The sequence below is a fragment of the Fulvivirga aurantia genome (assembly GCF_009711475.1).
Taxonomy (GTDB): Bacteria; Bacteroidota; Bacteroidia; order Cytophagales; family Cyclobacteriaceae; genus Fulvivirga; species Fulvivirga aurantia.
Genome location: NZ_SMMD01000549.1, coordinates 1 through 3,899 on the forward strand (window position 1 = coordinate 1; position 3,899 = coordinate 3,899).

Consider the following 3,899-nt stretch of genomic DNA (forward strand, 5'->3'; position numbering starts at 1 on the left):
AAAGGCTTCAATTTTTAAATTGAAGCCTTTATATGAAAATTTTATGAGCTTATGCTGTCGCTGTTGAAGATTCTTCTTCGGTAGCATTTAAATCTCTCAACATAGCAATTTTGAATGTCTTCTTGGCTTTGTGTCCACAGTAGCCACACTCAAAATGCTTTAGTAATTCACCTTCTTCAGTTGTAGTAGGTGATTTAATGATATCTTCCTTATTTACTCTGAAAGTCTGGTAGTTACACTCAGGGCACTGAAGCGCGTGTAGATGACCAGAATACTTTTCGATTTTAGTATAGCCAGTTTCTTCATCAACCCATACATCGTAGTCGATTGAGAAAATGTCCTCTTCAGCCTGCATACCTTCATCAAGGTAAACATCTTCCTCTTCTTCACTGAGAAGTTTCATAGGCTTACCAGTCTTAGGAGAAACTCTTGGCTTATATCTCAGCTTTTTAAGTCTCTTTTCTATGTAGAAAGGATAGTAGAATTTAAGTAAATTTTGAACGATAACGCCAATGATAAGACCCATTGACACGGTAACGAATATTCTTACAAATAGCCAGAGAATTCCTAGCTCTGCTATAAAGGAGTTTGCATAAAATCCACCAGCAATGATCAATAAAACACTGCAGGTCATTAATACATTTATCTCCGAACGATTGATGTAGTCATACTTTGATTTAGAATCGCTAGTAGCCGCTAACTTCAGAATATGGCCTAATAATATCAGAACTGATAAGCCAGCTAACGCAAAAGAAATGTACTGCGCCCACATGTTCCAAGATTCAAAGGATTGAGTAGAGGTTTCTTCCATGGCCAAAAAATTTAAATGATATCGTAAGTTTGGTTAAACAAATATAATTCTTAATCGCCTTCCAATTTATAAAGAACTGCGAATTTTTAATATTCTTTTTTATAAAAAAGAACAAAAAAAGATACAATAGCAAACAATAATCCCACTACTTGCTACTGCTAGATTACACGTTATAAGTAGAAAAATTTATATTTTTTGAAAAAAATTTTAATGTAAATGAGTCCACAAATAAAAAAAGGGCCCTTAGGCCCTTTATAACTTTTTCAGCATCAGCCTTATAAAGTTCTTTTAACTTCGCGCTCTTCGTAGCTTTCTATCACATCTCCTTCTTTAATATCATTAAAGTTTTTGATGCTGATACCACACTCGTAACCGTTTTTCACTTCGTTTACATCGTCTTTGAAACGCTTAAGCTGACCCATCTCACCAGAGTAAACCACGATACCATCACGGATTAATCTGATTGGATTATTTCTCTTGATGTAGCCATCAGTAACCATACAACCGGCTACAGTACCTACTTTAGATATCTTAAATACATCCCTTACTTCTACGTTACCTACAATTACTTCTTCAACATCAGGATCAAGCATACCTTCCATGGCGTCTTTCACATCGTTGATAGCATCGTAGATTACAGAGTAAAGTCTGATTTCTATTTCTTCATTTTCAGCAATTTTCTTCGCAGAACCAGATGGTCTAACCTGGAAACCTACAATTACTGCATCAGAAGTAGAGGCAAGTAGTACATCAGATTCAGAAATCTGACCAACACCTTTGTGTATAATGTTTACTTGAATTTCCTCTGTACTAAGCTTAAGTAATGAATCGGAAAGTGCTTCAACAGAACCATCCACATCACCTTTTACAATTACGTTAAGTTCCTTAAATGAACCAATAGCAAGTCTTCTGCCGATTTCATCAAGCGTAATATGCTTCTTAGTACGTATGCTTTGCTCTCTAAGAATTTGCTCTCGTTTGCTGGCGATCTCTCTTGCTTCACGATCGCTTTCCATGACGTTGAACTTGTCACCAGCCTGAGGAGCACCGTCTAAGCCTAGCATAAGCACAGGGGTAGAAGGCCCGGCTTCTTTGAGTTTAGTGCCTTTGTGGTCAAACATCGCTTTTACACGACCATGATAAGCACCCGCAAGTATTACATCACCAACTCTCATTGTACCGCTTTGTACAAGCAATGTTGCCACGTAACCACGTCCTTTGTCGAGTGATGCTTCAATTACTGTACCTACAGCAGGCTTTTCGTGCACCGCTTTAAGTTCAAGTAACTCGGCTTCGAGCAGTACTTTTTCTAGTAGGTCATCGATACCTTGTCCTGTTTTTGCTGAAATTTCCTGGCACTGATATTTACCACCCCAGTCTTCAACAAGAATATTTATACCAGATAAACCTTCCTTAATCTTATCAGGATTGGCGTTAGGCTTATCTACTTTGTTAATAGCAATTACGATTGGTACACCTGCAACCTGTGCGTGGTTGATCGCCTCTTTTGTTTGCGGCATGATGTCATCATCAGCAGCAACCACAATAATTACAATATCTGTAACTTTTGCACCACGTGCACGCATCGCTGTAAAGGCTTCGTGACCCGGTGTATCAAGGAATGCGATTTTTTGACCACTATCAGTCATTACATCGTAAGCACCGATATGCTGCGTAATACCTCCGGCCTCACCCGCAGTTACTTTAGCACTTCTAATGTAGTCAAGCAACGATGTTTTACCGTGGTCTACGTGACCCATGATAGTAACAATTGGTGCTCTGTCAGTCAGGTCTTCTTCTGCATCTTTTTCCTCTTCAATCACTAGTTCGTCATCGGCAGAGGTGAAATCAACAGAGTATCCAAATTCATCAGCAATTACAGTGATTGACTCAGCGTCTAATCTCTGATTAATTGAGACGAACATACCCAAACTCATGCAAGTACTGATTACTTCCTGCACCGGAACGTCCATCAATGAAGCGAGATCGTTAGCAGATACGAATTCTGTTACTTTTAGTATTTTAGAATCCTCCTGATCCTTCAGCATTTGCTCTTCCTGAGCTTCTGCAGCAGCTGACCTTTTCTCTCTTCTGTATTTAGAACCTGAGCTTTTCTTTTTGTTACCACTCAGTTTGGCAAGAGTTGCCTTAATTTTATCTTGGATTTCCTTATCTGAAGGCTCCTCCTTTTCGACCCTTCTGCCGCCTTTGCCACGATTATCTTGTCTGGCAATACGTTTTCTAGGCCTTTTCTTTTTCTTTTGTTCTTTTCTATCGTCAGAAGAAGCAACGGGCTGATTTTTCTTCTCTTTGGCTTTAGGAAGCTCAATTTTACCAACAACCTTAAGACCTTTTAATTTATCGGCTTTAGCCTCAATTACTCGGTCTTCTTTCTCTTCTTGAGTAGTTTTCTCTTCAGCAGGCTTTTCTTCCTTCTTCTCTTCCTCTTTTTTAGCTTTTGGAGCTTCTTCTTTCTTTTCTTTAGGCTCCTCTTTCTTCTCCTCAACTTTAGGAGCTGGTGCCTTCTCTTCCTTCTTAGCTACTGGCTCTTCTTTCTTTTCAGGAGCCTTTTCTACTGGCTTTTCTTCCTTCTTCTCTTCCTCTTTTTTAGCCTCTTTCTCTTCTTTCTTCTTCTTGTCGAGATCTATTTTACCAACAACATTAAGCCCTTTCAGCTTTGGCTTATCCTGTTCGTATTTTTCTTTATCAGTAGATGCTTTAGGAGCTTCTTCTTTTTTCTCTTCTTCTTTCTTAGGCTCTTCTTTTTCAGAAGACTCACTTTTTCCGGCAGAGAGATTCTTTATAAGCACACTTTCTTCATCGTCTCCTTTTTTTGAAGAGTCGCTATCACTATCGATAACTACGTGTTCGTTGTGTTTAGTGCCTATAGTGAGTCCTGAAGCTTCTTCTTTTTCTGAAGCTGACGCAGCAAACTCTTTAGAGAGCATGCTGAACTGCTCCCCTGTTACTTTAGAATTAGGGCTACTGTCTACTTCAAAGCCTTTACCAGCTAGAAAATCTATGATGGTCGTACGACCTACATTTAACTTTCTGGCAACCTGACTAAGCCTCATGGTTTTTTCTTCTG

General features: G+C 39.0%; 2 protein-coding genes. Both read right to left on the reverse strand.

Going from position 1 to position 3,899, the window contains the following annotated elements:
- Positions 1–49: 49 nt before the first annotated feature.
- Complete coding sequence (locus tag E1176_RS04455) at positions 50–811, reverse strand: hypothetical protein (RefSeq protein WP_155209368.1); 762 nt, start codon at positions 809–811, stop codon at positions 50–52.
- 275 nt (positions 812–1,086) lie between these two features.
- Positions 1,087–3,899 (reverse strand): translation initiation factor IF-2 (infB, locus tag E1176_RS04460; protein ID WP_246205939.1); only part of this gene is annotated, 2,813 nt, incomplete at its 5' end.